Genomic DNA, 14,681 nt, shown 5'->3' with positions numbered 1-14,681 from the left:
GCTGATGAAGGAGCCGACATGAACCCCGCGCGCACCCTGATCGTCGACCTGCCCGGCCCCGACCTCACGCCGGAGGAGGGGCGCTTTCTGGCCCGGCACGGGTTCGGGGGCGTGTGTCTGTTCGCGCGCAACATCACCACGCCCGAACGCACCGCGCGGCTGGTGCGGGCTATCCGTGACGCCCTCGGGCCTGACGCGCTGATCGCCACCGATCAGGAGGGCGGGGCCGTGCTGCGGCGGCTGGACGTGCCGCACCCCCCCACGCCGATGGGCCTGGGCGCCCTGCGGGACCCGGCGGCGGCGCGGGAAGCCGGGGCGGTGGCGGCGCGCGGCCTGCTGGACCTGGGGATCAACTGGAACTTTGCGCCCAGCCTGGACGTGAACGTGAACCCCCGGAACCCCGTGATCGGGGAGCGGGCCTTCGGGAGTGACCCGGCGCTCGTCGCGCAACTCGGCGTCGCGTGGGCGCTGGGCAGCGAGGCGGCGGGCGTGATGAGCGCGGTCAAGCACTTTCCCGGGCACGGCGACACGCAGGTGGACAGCCACCTCGACCTCCCCACGGTGAACAAGTCGCGGGAAGCGCTGGAAGGCTGTGAGTGGCGCCCCTTCCGGGCGGCGGTGCAGGCGGGCGTGGGCAGCGTGATGACCGCCCACATCCTCTACCCGGCCCTGGACACCGAACGGCCCGCCACACTGTCTCCCACCGTGCTGACGGGCCTGTTGCGCTCCGAGTGGGGGTATGAGGGGGTGGTCGTGACAGACGCGATGGACATGCGGGCCATCGCCGACCGTTACCCCGGCGGCCTGGGCGCGCCGCTGACCCTCGCGGCGGGGGCGGACGCGGTGCTGGTCTGCGGCCACGGCGAACTGGCCCCGCACGCCAGGCACCTGAACGCCATCCGGCACGCCCTGCGGGACGGCAGGCTGACGGAAGCGCGGCTGCACGAGGCCCTCTCCCGGTTGGCCGCCGCCGCCCGGCGCTTTCCAGGCGCGCGCCGGCCCTACACCGCCGCCGACCGTGAACGGGACGAGGCGCAGGTGCAGCAGTGGGCGCGGGCGGGCGTGACGCGCGTGGGCCAGGTTCCCCGCCTCCCCGCCGACGCGGAGGTGCTGCTGCTCACGCCGGACCAGCCGGAGGTCGGGGGACCCTACGGGGACAGCCTGCGTGGGGAGGCGCTGGCCGCCGCTCTGCGCGCGTACTTCCCGCGTCTGCGCCACGCCGACCACGGTGTCCGCGACGTGGCCGCTGCCCGGGCGCTGCTGGAGGCGTACCCGGACGCCCCGGCACTCCTCGCCACCACCACGCGCTGGGGCCTCAGCCCCGCGCAGGAGGAATTGGCGGGGCTGCTCGCGGCTCGCGGCGGGCTTCACCTTGCCCTGTGGAACCCGGAATACGCGCGCGCCCTGCCCCTTCCGGCCCTGGTCACCTACGGCTACCGTCCCGCCCAGCTCGCCGCTGTAGCGCAGGCCCTGCTCAGTGGTGCTGCGCCCGGTCACCTGCCGCTGGCCGCTACAGACCTCTAACCTGGCCCCGGTGGGGCGGACTTCACGTGCTCTCCGACAGGCACCAGACAGCAGGACAGCGCGACCCGGGTGCAACTGGGTCGCGCTTTCTCCCAGCCGTGCGCTCATCGGGATGTTCGGCAGCCGCTCCAGCCCGCAGCAGAAGGCTCCAACGCTCCCAGGTGCATAAACAGGGTACAAGCATCAGATTTCTCATTTGAGATTCATCCTGCGCTCTTACGATTTATCTAACCGGAAATCTATGAGATTTTTAACACTGTGCCGGTGTGTTCTGTGAGGTGAGACCCAAGGGCAGGCAGCCAGCAAGGTGACGGTATCACCCAGGTCCGTGTTCCAGCCGCATTGTCCGCCCAGACGCCAGGGACAGCAACATTACGCTTTCTCTTTCTCCTTTCCCGCCGTGCCTCCCTCCGGAAGTGAGGGCAGCGGCAGAAATCCTGAAAGACCCGGAGGCCCGGACATAGCTCGCCCACTCCCACTTGTCGCTCCGCCCGCCCTTCGGCGCAGCTTCCACACTTTTCACAGAAACACGGGGCACCGCTGGACCCGCGATTTCACGCCTTCCTGGTAAAAACAAGCCTTGCGCGAGGCAGAACGTTCAGGACCCTGTTGCCGTGAGCCGTGACCGGGTGGGCCTGACTGTTCGGGCCTGGGCCGCTGGCCCCTATTCAGCGGCTGTCCCGGCCCCCCTGGCGGCGGGAACATGAGAATGGAGGAGCAGACACACCGTGGTCACCGAACGGCTCCAACCCACACAGCAGGCGTTCTACCGGTCGCACCTGATGGCTGTCCTCGCTGTTGTGGACATGAGTGCCCCGCTGCTGCTCGGGCTGGTGGCCGCGCCGCTGCTGCCCCGGGATACCGCCGTGCTGGCCGACAGCAACTGGATCATGGCGGCCTGGGTCGCCTGGGGCACGCTGCGGGGCAACGCCGTGGGCCTGAGAACCCACCGGTACTTCGAGTCGGTGGTCATGCCGCTGTTTGCCCTGGCCCTCAGTCTGGTCCTGCTGCTGCTGACCGGGCATCCGCTGCCGCTGGCCTTCCTGCTGACCGTCACGCTGGGCTGGGCACTGGTCCTGTTCAGCGCCCGCTTCGTCCTGCGCCGTCTCGCGCCCGTCCGGGTCATCGGCGTCCTGCCGGGTCTGGAAGGGACGCTGCCCCAGGGGCCGGAGGTCCGCTACGTCCTTCTCAGCGTTCCCCAACAGGTGGCCCTGGAGGAACTGGACGAACTGCTGATCCATCCCTTGCGGGCGCTGCCCGGCGAGTGGGTCGAGCTGCTGATGCACGCGGATGCGGCGAGCATTCCCACCTGCACGCTGGCGAGCCTGCGCGAGGAACTGAGCGGGCACGTGTCGGTGGAGTACCTGCACGGCGGCCGGCTGGGCGACGTGCCCTTCCGGTCCTCGTACCTCTGGGTCAAGGCGGTGGTGGACCGCCTGGCCACGCTGCTGGCGCTGCCCCTGCTGCTGCCGCTGGTCGGTCTCGTGGCGCTGGTGGTGCTGCTCGACAGTGGCCGCCCGGTGCTGTTCTGGCAGGAGCGGGTCGGCCAGAACGGTCTGCTGTTCCGGATGGTGAAATTCAGGACCATGCGCCCGGACTCGGAACAGGGTGGGGCCGCCTTCGCCACCTGCGGGGACGCCCGCGTGACCCGGGTGGGCCGGGTGCTGCGCAGGTTCCGGCTGGACGAGCTTCCGCAGTTCTGGAACGTGCTGCGCGGCGAGATGAGCATCATCGGTCCCCGGCCCGAGCAGCGCGCCTTCGTCGAGCAGTTCAACCGGGATATCCGCCTCTACCCGGTCCGGCACTGGGTCCGCCCCGGCATCACCGGCTGGGCGCAGGTCATGCAGGGCTATACGGCAGATGCGGGCGCCACCACCGACAAACTGCGGTATGACGTCTATTACATCAAACACTTCTCGTTCTGGCTGGACGCCCGCATCGTTCTCAAGACCTTCACCACCATCCTGACCGGCTTCGGCGCACGCTGACCGTTCCTCGCCCCACCTTCCAAGGAGGCCCCAGTGAGTCTGACCACAGCGGTGGACCTGGCACAGGCATTAAAGCAAAAGATCCAGGCGCGGGAAGCCCGGGTCGGTGTGGTGGGGCTGGGCTACGTCGGCTTGCCTTTTCTGGTCGAGAAGGCCAAGGTCGGGTTTCACGTCACCGGCATCGACCGCAATCCCCGGCGCGTGGCCCAGGTCGCGGCGGGCCGCAACTACATCCGCGACGTGCACGACGAGGACCTGCGGGAGGTGGTGGCGCGGGGCCTGGTGGAGACCACCTCCGCCTTCGAGGTGGTGCGTGACCTCGACGTGATCGTCATCTGCGTGCCCACCCCGCTCGACACCAACCTGACGCCCGACCTCCAGTACGTGTGCAGCGTGACGCGCGACATCGCCGCCCACCTGCAACCCGGCCAGCTCGTCAGCCTGGAATCCACGACCTATCCCGGGACCACCCAGGACGTGATGCGGCCCCTGCTGGAAGAAAGCGGCCTGAAGGCGGGCGTGGACTTCTTTCTGGCGCACTCGCCCGAACGGGTGGACCCCGGCAACAGGCGCTATACCACCAAGAACACCAACAAGGTGGTGGGCGGCATCGACGCGCAGAGCCTGGACGTGGCCCTGGAGTTCTACGGGCAGACCATCGATCACGTGGTGCCGGTCAGCAGCGCGACCGTCGCGGAGATGGTCAAGGTGTACGAGAACACCTTCCGGGCGGTGAATATCGCGCTCGCCAACGAGATCGCCCTGCTGTGCGACCGGATGGGCCTGAGCGTGTGGGAGGTGCTGGACGCCGCCTTTACCAAGCCCTTCGGCATCATGCCGTTCTACCCCGGCCCCGGCGTGGGCGGGCACTGTATTCCGCTCGACCCGCACTATCTGGAATGGAAGGCGCGCGAGTACAACTTCCAGACCCACTTCATCTCGCTGGCGGGGGAAGTCAACCGCAAGATGCCCGAATTCGTGGTGGACAAGGCCGCGCGCGTGCTGAACGACGCCCGCAAGCCGCTGCGAGGCTCGCGCATCCTGCTGATGGGCATGGCCTACAAACCCGACCTCGACGACTACCGCGAGTCCCCGGCGCTGGAGGTCTACCGGTTGCTGCGGCGGGCGGGGGCGGACGTCCACTTTCATGACCGCTGGACGCCGGACATCGACGACCACGGCGTGCAGGCGCGCAGCGTGGAGCTGACCGACGCCGAACTCGGACGGGCCGACCTGGTGATCATCACGACCCACCACAGCGACGTGGACTACGCGCATCTGGTCGACACCGCCCAGCTGGTGCTGGACACGCGCTACGCCACACGGGGCCTCAGCAGCCCCCGGGTGACCCTGCTATGAGAATCGGGGCCATCGGGGCCGGGCGCTGGGGCAGGAACGTGGTCGCCACCCTGGACGGGCTGGGCGTGCTGGCGGCGGTGGCCGAGCCGGACGAGGCGTTGCGGGCCGCCGTCCATGCGCGGCACCCCGGCGCGGAGCTGTTCGCGCACCACCTCGACCTGCTGGAGCGCCCCCTCGACGCGGTGGCCATCGCCACGCCCGCCGCCACGCACTTCCGCATCGCCCGGGACGCGCTGCTGGCGGGCAAGGACGTGTTCGTCGAGAAGCCGATGACCGTGAGCGCCGCCGAGGCCGCCGAGCTGACCCGGCTCGCGGCGGGGCTGGGGCGGGTGCTGATGGTCGGCCACCTGCTGCTGTATCAGCCCGCCGTGCAGTTTCTCAGGCAGTTTCTGGAGGGCGGCGAGGCGGGCGAGCTGTACGCGCTGCATCAGGTGCGGCGCAACCTCGGCACCATCCGCCAGCAGGAAAACGCGCTGTTCAGCCTGGGGGTGCATGATCTGGCGGTCTTCGCCCATCTGGTGGGCGAGGCCCCCTGCGGCGTGCAGGCCGTGGGGCAGTGCGTCACCGCGCCCGGCAGAGAGGACGAGGTGGCGGTGCATCTGCGCTACCCCGGCGGCGTACAGGCCCACCTCACGGTGAGCTGGCTGTGGCCGTACAAGGAGCGCCGCCTGGTCGCGCTCGCCACGCGCGGCGCCCTGGTCTACGATGAACTGGCCCAGACCGTGACCCTGCACCGCGCCTATGGCCTGCCTGACGGCAGCGTCCGTGACGAGGGCCAGGAACTCCTGATGCAGGGGGCGGGCGAGCCGCTGCGCCTGGAACTCCAGCACTTCACCGAGTGTGTCCGGACCCGGGGCACCCCGCGCAGTGACGGCGCGCAGGGTCTGGCGGTGGTCGGGCTGATGGAACAGATCTCGGCACAACTCGGGGGGCGGGTCAAGGTATGACCACAACACAGCTGCCGTACTTCGCACACGAGAGCGCCTACGTGGACGACGGGGCCAGCATCGGCCACGGGACCAGAATCTGGCACTTCAGCCACGTGATGTCCGGCGCCGTGATCGGGGAGAACTGCTCGCTCGGGCAGAACGTGATGATCGCGGGCGGGGTCACGGTCGGCCACGGCGTGAAGATTCAGAACAACGTGAGCGTGTACGAGGGCGTGATTCTCGAAGACTACGTGTTCTGCGGGCCGAGCATGGTCTTTACCAACGTCCGCACGCCGCGCAGCGAGTTTCCGCGCAACACCCGCGCGGACTACGCGGCCACGCGCGTGAAACGTGGGGCGAGCATCGGGGCCAACGCGACCATCGTTTGCGGTGTCACGCTGCACGAGGGGGCCTTTGTGGCGGCGGGCGCGGTGGTGACGCGGGACGTGCCCGCCTACGCCGTCGTCGCGGGCGTGCCCGCCCGGCAGGTGGGCTGGATGAGTGCTTACGGCGACATCCTCGACTTCAGCGGCGCGGCCACCGTGACCGACAGCGCCGGGCACACGTACCAGAAGATCAGCGACACCGAAATCCGGAGGCTCCCGTGACCACCACAGAGCGCATCCCCGTCCTCGACCTCAGCCCCGAAATCGACGCGCTGTGGGACGAACTCAATGCCGCCGTGCAGCGCGTCTTGCGGTCCGGTGCCCTGATCATGGGGCCGGACGTGGCGGCCTTCGAGCAGGAGGCCGCCGCTTATCTGGGCGTGAAGCACGCGGTCGGCGTGAACTCCGGCACCGACGCGCTGGTGATCGGCCTGCGCGCCCTGGGGATCGGCCCCGGCGACGAGGTGATCACCACGCCGTTCTCGTTTTTCGCGACCGCCGAGAGCATCTCGGCCGTGGGGGCCAGACCGGTCTTCGCGGACATCGGCCCGGACAGCTTCCAACTGGACCCGGACCGGGTGCGCGAGCAGATCACGGAACGGACCCGGGCGATCATGCCGGTGCATCTGTACGGCCAACCCTGCGCCATAGACGAGATCCTGGTCCTGGCGCGTGACCATGACCTGCACGTGATCGAGGACTGCGCGCAGTCGTTCGGGGCACGGGTTCGGGGCAGGCACACCGGCACCTTCGGAAGCGTCGGGGCCTATTCCTTCTTTCCCAGCAAGAACCTGGGGGCCTTCGGGGACGGCGGCCTGCTGGTCACGGACGACGATGCGGTGGCCGGGACGGCCCGGATGCTGCGGGCGCACGGGTCACGCCGCAAGTACCACAACGAGGTGCTGGGCTACAACTCGCGCCTGGACACCCTGCAAGCGGCGCTGCTGCGGGTCAAGCTGCCGCACGTGGACGCCTGGAACCAGGGCCGCCGGGAGGCCGCGGCGCGCTACGGCGAACTGCTCCGCGACGTGCCGGGGGTCCTCGCCCCGGCGGTCACGCCCGGCCACGTCTTTCACCAGTACACCGTGCGTCTTCCCCACGCCGACCGCGACGCGGTGCAGCGCGAGCTGGACGGGGCGGGCATCGCGACCATGGTGTATTACCCGGTACCGCAGGACCAGTTGCCGGTCTACCGGGGGCAGTATGCCGCTGCGCCCCACAGCGCCGCCCGGGCGCGGGAGGTGCTCAGCCTGCCCATCTGGCCGACCATCGCCCCCGGCGTACAGGCGCGGGTGACCCGGGCGCTGGGGGCGGCCCTGGCATGAGCGCGTGGGGCGCGCCCCTCAAGCGGCTCTTGCCCCGCAGCCGCTTTGCGCGCAGCGTGGCCCTGCTGGCGGGCGGCACCGCCGTGGGGCAGGCGATCAGCATCCTCGCCTCGCCGCTGCTCACGCGGCTGTATCTGCCGGGCGACTTCGGTTTGCTCGCGCTGTATGCCTCGCTGCTGTCGGTGCTGCTGCCCAGCATCAGTTTGCAGTACCAGGAAGCCATCCCCCTGCCCGCCGAGGAGGAAGACGCCCTGCACCTGCTCGCGCTGTCGCTCGTCACGCTGCTGGTCCTCAGCGGGCTGGTGGGGCTGATCATTCTGCTGTTCGGCGGGCCGCTCGTGCGCTGGGCCAACCTGCCCGCCCTGCGCCCCTACCTGTGGTTGCTGCCCGTCGGCCTGATCTTTGCGGGCACCTACCAGGTGATGAGCCTGTGGGTGTTGCGCCAGCAGCTTTTTCCCGCGCTGGCCCGCACCCGGGTGCAACAGGGGCTGAGCGCGCTCGTGACGCAGGCCCTGCTGGGCCTGCTGCACGCCGGGCCGTGGGGCCTGCTGACCGGGGACATCGTGGGCCGGACCAGCGGCGTGCTGTCGCTGTGGCGCTCTGCCGTGCCGCGCCGCTTCCTGCACGGCCTGAACGTGGCGGGCATGGTCCGGATGGCGGTCCGCTACCGGCGCTTTCCGCTGGTGTCCAGCGTCTCCGCGCTCTTCAACGGGATCGGGCTGCATTATCCGCCCATCATCTTCGCCGCCCTGTACGGCAGCCAGACGGTGGGGTGGCTGTTTCTGACCGAGCGCGTCCTGGGGCTGCCGATGAACGTGATCGGCAACGCCATCGGCAACGTCTTTTTCGGGCAGGCGGCGCAATTGGTTCACCAGGACCCGCAGGCACTCGCGCGGCTGCACGCCTCCCTGACATTCAAGCTGCTGCTGTTGAGCGCCCTGCCCACCCTGGCGATCATGCTGCTGGCCCCTTCCGTCTTCGCGCTGGTCTTCGGTGAAAGCTGGCGCGAGGCGGGGGTGTACGCGCAGATTCTGGCCCCGGCGGCGGTCTTCCGCCTGATGTCCTCGCCCCTCACGTCGATCTTTACCGTGACCGAGCGGCTGGAGATGCACCTGTGGTGGGACGTCACGCGCTTCGTGGCCGTCCTCGCGCCGCTGTACCTCGCGCACGCCCTTCAGCTTTCCGCACGCGCCGCCGTGGTGGGCTATGCTCTGGGCCAGCTCCTTTCCTATCTCCTGCTGGTCGGTCTCAGCCGCTACGTCGTGTTGCGCGGGATCAAGGGAACCAAGCATGCGTGAAATGATCTTCCAGCTGCCCTGGTGGCTCGACGCCGTCGCTCCCCACGCCTGGGACGAGGTGCAGCTCCACGAGGGCGGCCAGCTCGTCGCCCGCTGGCCCTTTCAGTGCCGCGCGCGCTACGGCCTGAGGACCCTCACCCAGCCCATGCTGTGCCCCCGGCTGGGTCCCTGGCTGGCGGACCCGGGCGAGCGGCAGGGCCGTCACCTGGCCCAGCACAAGGAGCGGCTCTGCACCCTGATCGACCGGCTGCCGCCCTTCGATCGGTTCGCGCAGTCCTTTTCCACCGACCTCGGCAACTGGCTGCCTTTCTACTGGCGCGGCTTCTCGCAGACCACCCACTACACCTACCGCTTCGAGAGCCTGGACCCTCTGGATCAGGTCCGCCGCGACCTCAAAAAAGGGTTGCGTTCGGACCTGAGCCGCGCCGCCAAGCAGCTGGAGGTGCGGGAAAGCGACGACGTGGAGCAGCTGTGCCGGATTCTTCAGCAGACGTACCAGCACCACGCCACCCCCTTTGCGTTGCGCCCCCAGGTGATCGAACGGGCCTACCGGGCCTGCCAGCAGCGGCAGGCGGGCCGGATCCTGATCGCCGTGGACGAACAGGAGCGCGTTCACGCCGTGGATTTCTACGTCTGGGACGACCACTGCATGTACGCGCTGGCACGCGGCCGGGACTTCCGGTTCCGCAACGCCGGGGCACCGGGCCTGCTGCTCTGGCACGAGATCGAACATGCCGCCCGGCTGGGCCTCGCCTTCGACTTTCACGGCTCGATGATCGAGAGTGTCGAGAGCTTCCTGCGGGGCTTCGGCGCGCACCTCACGCCCTACTCGCGCGTCACCAAGACCAGCGGGCGTCGGCGCGCCCTGGAAGCCCTCGGCCTGGGGAGAACATCATGACCGGACCCGGGCCGGCCCCACAGGTGGAGGACCGCCCCCTGGCGGCCATGCACCCGTCGCTGTTCCAGACGGCGTGGTGGCTCGACGCCGTCGCCCCTCACGCCTGGGACGAGGTCCAGGTCCACGAGAACGGCCTGCTCGTCGCCCGCCTCCCCTTCGTCCGTTCCCGCCGTCACGGCCTCACCCGCCTCACCCAGCCCCCCCTCGGCCGCACCCTCGGTCCCTGGCTGGCCTACTCCAGTGACCGCTACGACCGCCGCCTCGCCCAGCACAAAGCCTGGCTCGGTGCCCTGATCGATCAGCTCCCCCCCTTCGACCTCTTCGAGCAGAACTGCTCCCCCGAACTCGACAACTGGCTGCCCTTCTACTGGCGCGGCTTCTCCCAGACCACCCGCTACACCTACCGCTTCGAGCGGGTCGACGATCTGCCCGCCATGCGCAGGCGCATGAACAGCAACCTGAGGGCGGACCTGAACCGGGGAACGCAGCAGCTGGAGGTGCGGGAAAGCGAGGACGTGGAGCAGCTGTGGCAGCTGTGCCGGCAGACCTTCGAGCGGCAGGGCGAGCACTTCCCGTTCTCCCGGCCGCTGGTAGAACGGGCGTACGGGGCCTGCCGGCAGCGCCAGGCCGGCACCATCCTCCTCGCCGTCGACGACCAGGACCGCGTTCACGCCGCGAACTTCTTCGTGTGGGACGACCATACCCTCTTCGGTCTGCTCAATGGCCGCACCGACCAGTTCCGGATTCGTGGTGCCCAGGCCCTGCTGATCTGGGAGGCCATGGACTACGCCGCGCGGCGCAAGATCGCCTTCGACTTTCAGGGCTCGATGATCGAGAGCATCGAGGGGTACTTCCGGGGCTTCGGTGCGCGCCTCACGCCCTACTCGCACATCAGCAAGACCAGCGGGCGGTACCGGACCCTGCACCAGACCCAGTCCATCCTGTCGGCCGCGGCCCACCTGCTGCCCGGGAAGCGCGGATGACCCGCCCCCCATACCGGTTGACCCGGTGGACCGGCCAGGGCGCCAGTGCGGGAAGACGTGCGGGGAGGCCGCGCCCGTGCCCCTGATCGTGACCTACCCGGACACGCGGCTGGAGGCGCGGCGCTACGTCGCGGGCGTGCTGCTGCGGGACTTCCTGGGCCTCGACTTTATCGAGCGCGTTCAGGCGGGCCAGGACGTGACCATCACCTGCACGGAGGACAGCCGTTGCCTGCGGATGCCCGACGAACTGCTCGCCACCCGGCACTGGCTGGAGCCGGCGTCCCTCCCCCGCCTGCCCCTCGCGCGCTGGCGCGTGCCCCGGGGCGGGCCGTTCCCCGAACCGCTGCACCCGGAACTGCCGGTGCTGTATGGCCGGGCACTCGGGGACGGCGAGTCCCTGCGCCTGCGGGAGGACCAGGTGGACCTCGGCCTGGACGTGTTCGGGAGCAGCCTGTTTCTGCTCACGCGGTACGAGGAGGTGGTGCGCGGCGAGCGGGACGCGCATGGCCGCTTCGCCCACGCGGGATCGCTGGCCGCCGCCGAAGGGCTGGCGCTCAGGCCGCTGGTGAACGAGTATCTCGACCTGCTGTGGGGCTGCCTGCGGCACCTGTGGCCCGGGCTGCGGCGCAGGCCGCGCACACGGCGGCTGCTGCTGAGCCACGATGTCGATCACCACCTCTGGAACCGGGACCGCCATCCCCGGCGCGCGCTGAGCGCCCTGAAAGCGGACCTGCGGAACTGGCGCACCGGCCCCAGGCCCTTCGGGACGCTGGCGTCGGTGGCGCGCGCCTGGCGCGGGGACTACGCCGCCGACCCGTACAACACCTTCGTGTGGCTGATGGAGCAAAGCGAGCGGCTGGGCGTGCGGAGCGCCTTTTACTTCATCACCGACCGCCGGCACGAGGGCGTGAACGGCAGCTATGCGCTGGACGACCCCTGGATCCGGCGCCTGATGGCCGACATCGCCGGGCGGGGCCACGAGCTGGGCCTGCATCCCAGTTACCACACGGTGCGCGATCCGGCCCAGATCCGGCACGAGTTCGGGCGGCTGCGCGAAACGGCGGGCACGCTCGGCATCACGCAGGCTACCTGGGGCGGACGGCAACACTACCTGCGCTGGGAAGCGCCGACCACCTGGCAGGCCTGGGCGGACGCCGGGCTGAACTACGACTCCAGCGTGGGATTTGCCGATCACGTCGGCTTCCGCGCGGGGGTGTGCTACGAGTACCGCACCTTCAATCTGCTGACCGGGCAGCCCCTGGCCCTGACCGAGCGCCCGCTGCTGGTGATGGAGGGCAGCTTGCTGGACCCGAAATACATGCACCTGAGCTACCCCGAGGCCGGGCGCACGGCGCAGGCCCTGATGCGAACCTGCGCGCACTTTGACGGCGACTTCACGTTGCTGTGGCACAACTCGCACTTCACCCAGGTGCAGGACGCCTGGCTGTACCGGCAGCTCCTCGCGGCCTGGCAGGCGGTGCCCGCATGACGGCGCTCTACGGCTCCGTGCTCGCGGGGGCGCTGGCCGGCTATGCGGTCGTCGCCGCACGCTCCCTGCGCACGGCCCTCCTGATCGGGCTGGCGTTCAGCATCTTCTCGCTTCCGGCCCTGCCCCTTTTTCTGCTGCCCGTGTCCGGCCCCGGCGTGGCGCTGCGGCTGCTCTTTATCGGGCTGGCCGTCCTGTATTTCGTCCTGCGCCCCCACAAGGACCGGGCCTTCGCGTCCCTGATCAACCCGTATACCTTCGGCATCGCGCTGTTCGCGGCCGTGATGCTCGCGTTTCTGATGTTCACGCCGTCTCCCGAGTACGGCGCGTCCAAAACGCGGCTGTTCTTGCTCCAGAGTGCGCTGCCCATCGCGGCCTTCGCCCTGCTGGGGCCTTTCGACCAGCGTGACCTGCGCAGCCTGCTGCACACCCTGATCGTGGGCGGCGTGCTGGGCGGCCTGAGCCTGGTCCTGTTCGGACACACCAGCACCGCCGGCGCGGTGGACCGGGCCGTGCTGGGCGACGCCTCCGACCCCATTAGCATCTCGCGCGCCGTGGGCTTCGGCCTGACGGCCCTGCTCGTGCGCCTCCTGCTGATGCCCGGCGTGCGCCTGGGACAGGCGGCCCTGCTGTTCGGCGGGGCGCTGCTGATGGGCTGGGCGATGATCGCCACCGGCTCGCGCGGGCCGCTGCTCTCGGTCGTCTCCACGGTGCTGGTCACGTTCGTGGTGGCCCGGGGCAGCCTGGGCGGCAAGGTCAAGGCCCTCGCCCACCTGCTGGCGCTCGTCGCCGCCGTCACGCTGCTGGTGCAGAGCGCCGGCCCGCAACGCCTGGGTGTGGGCTACGAGCGCCTCAACGAGCAGTTCAACTCCCTGGGAGACAACAGCAGCGACCAGGGGCGGCTGTACCGCTATCAGCTCGCGGTGCAGGGGTATGAGGCGACCCGGGGCGCCGGCGTGGGAACCGGCGGTTTTGCCGCCCTGATGCCGCCCGCCAACCAGCGGGAGTTTCCCCACAACATCGTGCTGGAAGTGGCGGTCGAGCTGGGTGATACGGGCCTGGCCGTGTTGCTGGGTCTGGTCGGCTACCTGCTGGTGCTGGTGCTGACCCGGCAACGCGCCGGGGTTCCGCTGGTCCAGCCCTTCATCGCGCTGTGGCTGTTCAGCTTCTTCAATGCCTGGGTGTCGGGCGACGTCGCGTCCAACTCGGCCTTCTGGATCTCCGGGTATCTGCTGTGGGCCAGTCTGAGCGGCACCCCCCGGAACACCGCACAAGGAGCCTTATGAAGATCGTGTACGTCTCTGCGCTCGATCTCTCCCTTCATCTGGGATCGGTGGACCACGTTCTCGGCGTCAGCCGGGGCTGGGCGGCGCTCGGGCACGAGGTTCATCTGGTGTCGGCCCGCAGCGGACCCGTGGAGGCCCCCGGCCCGCACCTTCACCTGTCCGACACGTCCGGGCTGTCCACCCGGCACAGCCTGCAAGCCGTCTCACGGCAGGCGCGACGCGTGATTCAGGAGGTGAGGCCGGACGCGGTCTATCTGCGCGGTTTTCCACTCGACTACCTGCTGCTGGTGCGCCACCTGCGCCGGACGGGCACGCCTCTGTTCTACGAGCTGAACCTGATGACGGCCTCGGAGTACGCCAGCAAGGGGCAGGCCCTGAGGGGACGGGTCTACAGCTTCTTCGAGGCGTATTCGCTGGCGGCCAGCAGCGGGTGGCTGCCCGTCACCCACGAGATTTACCGGCAGGCGCTGCGCGTGTCGCGCACCCGGCGGCCCTTTATCATTGCGCGCAACGGCGTCGATACCCGCGAGGTCCAGCCGCGCACGTCCCGCGCCGAGGTGCGGGCCGGGCTGGGCGTTCCCGAAGGCACGCGCGTCCTGGTGATGGCGGGGTTCGCCCGACCCTGGCACGCCGCCGAACGTGCCCTGGAGCTGCTCGCGGCCCTGGATGACCCGTCCGGCGTCCCCTACGAACTCTGGCTGGTGGGGGCCGACGACGCTGCGGCGGCCACCTTGCAGGCCGAGGCTGGGCGGCTGGGCGTGCGCGACCGGCTGCGGCTGTTCCCGCCGTTGCCTCAGCCGCAGACCGCCGATCTGGTCGCGGCGGCGGATCTGGGCCTGGGGCCGCTGGGCCTCGACAAGAAGAGCATGCACGAGGCGCAGCCGATCAAGGTCCGGTTCTATCTGGCGCTGGGGGTGCCGGTGCTGATCAATTACCTCGACCTGAGCCTGCCCGCCGGGCTGCCGTTCGTCGTCCGCCGCCTCAGCACCGACGCCCGGGAACTGGCGGCCGCCGTGCGCGGGTTTTTCGCGGTGGCCCCGCTGCCCCCCGGTGTCGTCGCGGCCTACGCGCGCGAACATCTCGACTGGACCGGCGTGGCGCGCGAAGGCCACGACTTCATGAGCAGCATCACGCAGGAAGCGCGTGCCCCGCAGCCCGCCCCGGCCCGGCAGGCCCGGGGTCCAGCCAGGCCGCCGAGCGGTGACCGTGGTTCCTGAAA

The 14,681-nt window shown here is 69.8% G+C and carries 12 protein-coding genes; all 12 read left to right on the top strand.

Translation table 11 applies throughout. The annotated features are described in order from the left end of the window. Positions 1-18: 18 nt before the first annotated feature. The 12 genes from DEIPH_RS08890 (at position 19) to DEIPH_RS08835 (ending at position 14,679) form a co-directional block, all read left to right on the top strand. Positions 19-1,524: a glycoside hydrolase family 3 N-terminal domain-containing protein gene (locus tag DEIPH_RS08890; RefSeq protein ID WP_034356981.1), complete on the top strand. Its 1,506-nt coding sequence runs from the start codon at positions 19-21 to the stop codon at positions 1,522-1,524. A 728-nt stretch (positions 1,525-2,252) separates the two neighbouring features. Next, entirely contained in the window at positions 2,253-3,512 is a 1,260-nt protein-coding gene (locus DEIPH_RS19260) for an exopolysaccharide biosynthesis polyprenyl glycosylphosphotransferase (RefSeq protein WP_081790853.1), read from the top strand. A gap of 33 nt (positions 3,513-3,545) precedes the next feature. Continuing rightward, complete coding sequence (locus tag DEIPH_RS08880; protein ID WP_200868167.1) at positions 3,546-4,871, top strand: nucleotide sugar dehydrogenase; 1,326 nt, start codon at positions 3,546-3,548, stop codon at positions 4,869-4,871. Next, positions 4,868-5,818 carry a Gfo/Idh/MocA family protein gene (locus tag DEIPH_RS08875; RefSeq protein ID WP_034356978.1) on the top strand — a complete coding sequence of 317 codons (951 nt, stop codon included), beginning with the start codon at positions 4,868-4,870 and terminating at the stop codon, positions 5,816-5,818. The genes DEIPH_RS08880 and DEIPH_RS08875 overlap by 4 nt, the downstream gene beginning before the upstream one ends. Beyond that, positions 5,815-6,408: an acyltransferase gene (locus DEIPH_RS08870; RefSeq protein ID WP_200868166.1), complete on the top strand. Its 594-nt coding sequence runs from the start codon at positions 5,815-5,817 to the stop codon at positions 6,406-6,408. The genes DEIPH_RS08875 and DEIPH_RS08870 overlap by 4 nt, the downstream gene beginning before the upstream one ends. Further along, positions 6,405-7,511 carry a DegT/DnrJ/EryC1/StrS family aminotransferase gene (locus DEIPH_RS08865; protein WP_034356976.1) on the top strand — a complete coding sequence of 369 codons (1,107 nt, stop codon included), beginning with the start codon at positions 6,405-6,407 and terminating at the stop codon, positions 7,509-7,511. The genes DEIPH_RS08870 and DEIPH_RS08865 overlap by 4 nt, the downstream gene beginning before the upstream one ends. After that, a complete protein-coding gene (locus tag DEIPH_RS08860; protein ID WP_051517270.1) occupies positions 7,508-8,809 on the top strand; it encodes a lipopolysaccharide biosynthesis protein in 1,302 nt (433 codons plus the stop codon). The genes DEIPH_RS08865 and DEIPH_RS08860 overlap by 4 nt, the downstream gene beginning before the upstream one ends. Continuing rightward, positions 8,802-9,707 (top strand): GNAT family N-acetyltransferase, encoded by a 906-nt coding sequence (locus tag DEIPH_RS08855; protein ID WP_161636054.1) that lies wholly within the window; start codon positions 8,802-8,804, stop codon positions 9,705-9,707. The genes DEIPH_RS08860 and DEIPH_RS08855 overlap by 8 nt, the downstream gene beginning before the upstream one ends. Then, on the top strand, positions 9,704-10,690 hold the full coding sequence (locus tag DEIPH_RS08850; protein WP_051517269.1) for a GNAT family N-acetyltransferase: 987 nt from the start codon (positions 9,704-9,706) through the stop codon (positions 10,688-10,690). Before DEIPH_RS08855 ends, DEIPH_RS08850 begins: the two co-directional genes overlap by 4 nt. Positions 10,691-10,766: 76 nt before the next feature. Continuing rightward, positions 10,767-12,179, top strand: a complete 1,413-nt coding sequence (locus tag DEIPH_RS08845; RefSeq protein WP_034356970.1) for a polysaccharide deacetylase family protein — start codon at positions 10,767-10,769, stop codon at positions 12,177-12,179. Continuing rightward, entirely contained in the window at positions 12,176-13,462 is a 1,287-nt protein-coding gene (locus DEIPH_RS08840; protein ID WP_034356968.1) for an O-antigen ligase family protein, read from the top strand. The genes DEIPH_RS08845 and DEIPH_RS08840 overlap by 4 nt, the downstream gene beginning before the upstream one ends. Continuing rightward, a complete protein-coding gene (locus DEIPH_RS08835; protein WP_034356967.1) occupies positions 13,459-14,679 on the top strand; it encodes a glycosyltransferase in 1,221 nt (406 codons plus the stop codon). Before DEIPH_RS08840 ends, DEIPH_RS08835 begins: the two co-directional genes overlap by 4 nt. The last annotated feature ends 2 nt before the right edge of the window (positions 14,680-14,681 follow it).

The sequence above is a fragment of the Deinococcus phoenicis genome (genome assembly GCF_000599865.1).
Classification (GTDB): Bacteria; Deinococcota; Deinococci; order Deinococcales; family Deinococcaceae; genus Deinococcus; species Deinococcus phoenicis.
Note: the sequence above shows the minus strand (reverse complement) of the source record. Positions and strands in the feature narration are given on the sequence as shown.

Bases quoted from the DNA above. Each gene is read 5' to 3' on its own strand.
- DEIPH_RS08890 (WP_034356981.1), top strand. From the start codon at position 19: ATGAACCCCGCGCGCACCCTGATCGTCGACCTGCCCGGCCCCGACCTC.
- DEIPH_RS08875 (WP_034356978.1), top strand. From the start codon at position 4,868: ATGAGAATCGGGGCCATCGGGGCCGGGCGCTGGGGCAGGAACGTGGTC.
- DEIPH_RS08870 (WP_200868166.1), top strand. From the start codon at position 5,815: ATGACCACAACACAGCTGCCGTACTTCGCACACGAGAGCGCCTACGTG.
- DEIPH_RS08860 (WP_051517270.1), top strand. From the start codon at position 7,508: ATGAGCGCGTGGGGCGCGCCCCTCAAGCGGCTCTTGCCCCGCAGCCGC.
- DEIPH_RS08855 (WP_161636054.1), top strand. From the start codon at position 8,802: ATGCGTGAAATGATCTTCCAGCTGCCCTGGTGGCTCGACGCCGTCGCT.
- DEIPH_RS08850 (WP_051517269.1), top strand. From the start codon at position 9,704: ATGACCGGACCCGGGCCGGCCCCACAGGTGGAGGACCGCCCCCTGGCG.
- DEIPH_RS08840 (WP_034356968.1), top strand. From the start codon at position 12,176: ATGACGGCGCTCTACGGCTCCGTGCTCGCGGGGGCGCTGGCCGGCTAT.
- DEIPH_RS08835 (WP_034356967.1), top strand. From the start codon at position 13,459: ATGAAGATCGTGTACGTCTCTGCGCTCGATCTCTCCCTTCATCTGGGA.